At 37.9% G+C, this 1,025-nt stretch carries 1 pseudogene; it reads left to right on the top strand.

The window, feature by feature from the left end:
- A pseudogene (locus EKL98_RS17365) lies at nucleotides 1–945 on the top strand (PfkB family carbohydrate kinase); the annotation flags it as partial.
- Nucleotides 946–1,025: the final 80 nt, after the last annotated feature.

Genomic DNA, 1,025 nt, shown 5'->3' with positions numbered 1-1,025 from the left:
GGAGGAGGAGAGTCTAATGTAGCTGTTTCGTTAGCTAACTATGGAATTCCAGTTGATTTTGTAACTCGTTTACCAAAAAATGATATTGGAGAATGTGCTATGATGGAAATGCGTAAAAGAGGCGTTGGAGTGGATAATATTGTTTGGGGTGGAGATCGTTTAGGAATTTATTTTCTTGAAACAGGTGCCGTAAGCAGAGGGAGTAAAGTGGTTTATGATAGAGCACACTCATCAATGTCTGAAATCCAGCCAGGGATGATCAATTGGGAAAAAGTTTTTGAAGGGGTCGAATGGTTTCACTGGACTGGTATTACTCCGGCTATTTCTCAAAGTTCTGCCGATGCTTGTTTAGAAGCTGTCAAAATTGCCAGTAAATTAGGCATTACTATCTCAACGGATTTGAATTATCGTGCTAAGTTATGGAAATACGGTGGAGATCGTGAAGCTATTATGACCGAGTTAACTTCGTATTGCGATGTGATTTTAGGAAATGAAGAAGATGCTGAAATGCACTTCGGAATTAAACCTGAAGGAGCTGCAGTTCAAACTCATGGACATGATGTAAAAGCAGAAGCCTTCTTGTCAGTTTGTCAACAAATGATGGAAAAATTCCCAAGGGCTAAAAAAGTAATTACTACTTTAAGAGGTTCTATTTCTGCGTCTCACAATACTTGGGCTGGCGTTTTATACGATGGAAAAAAAATGTTACAAACTCGTCAATATCAAATTACTGATATCGTTGATAGAGTAGGTGGTGGAGATTCCTTTATGGGAGGTTTAATCTACGGATTATTAACTTATCCTGATGATGATCAAAACGCCTTGGATTTTGCTGTTGCAGCTTCTTGCTTGTAACACACAATCAAAGGTGATGCTAACTTAGTTACGGTTGAGGAAGTTTCTAAATTGATGGGTGGTGATGCATCCGGTAGAGTTGCACGTTAATTTAGATAATTATGATTATAGATACATTAGCCAACGCTCCTAAATATATTGGTTTAAATCCATTATTTGCAAAAGCATTT

The organism is Flavobacterium bomense (assembly GCF_003970355.1).
The sequence above is the reverse complement of the archived record's forward strand: the minus strand, read 5'-3'. Positions and strand labels throughout refer to the sequence as shown.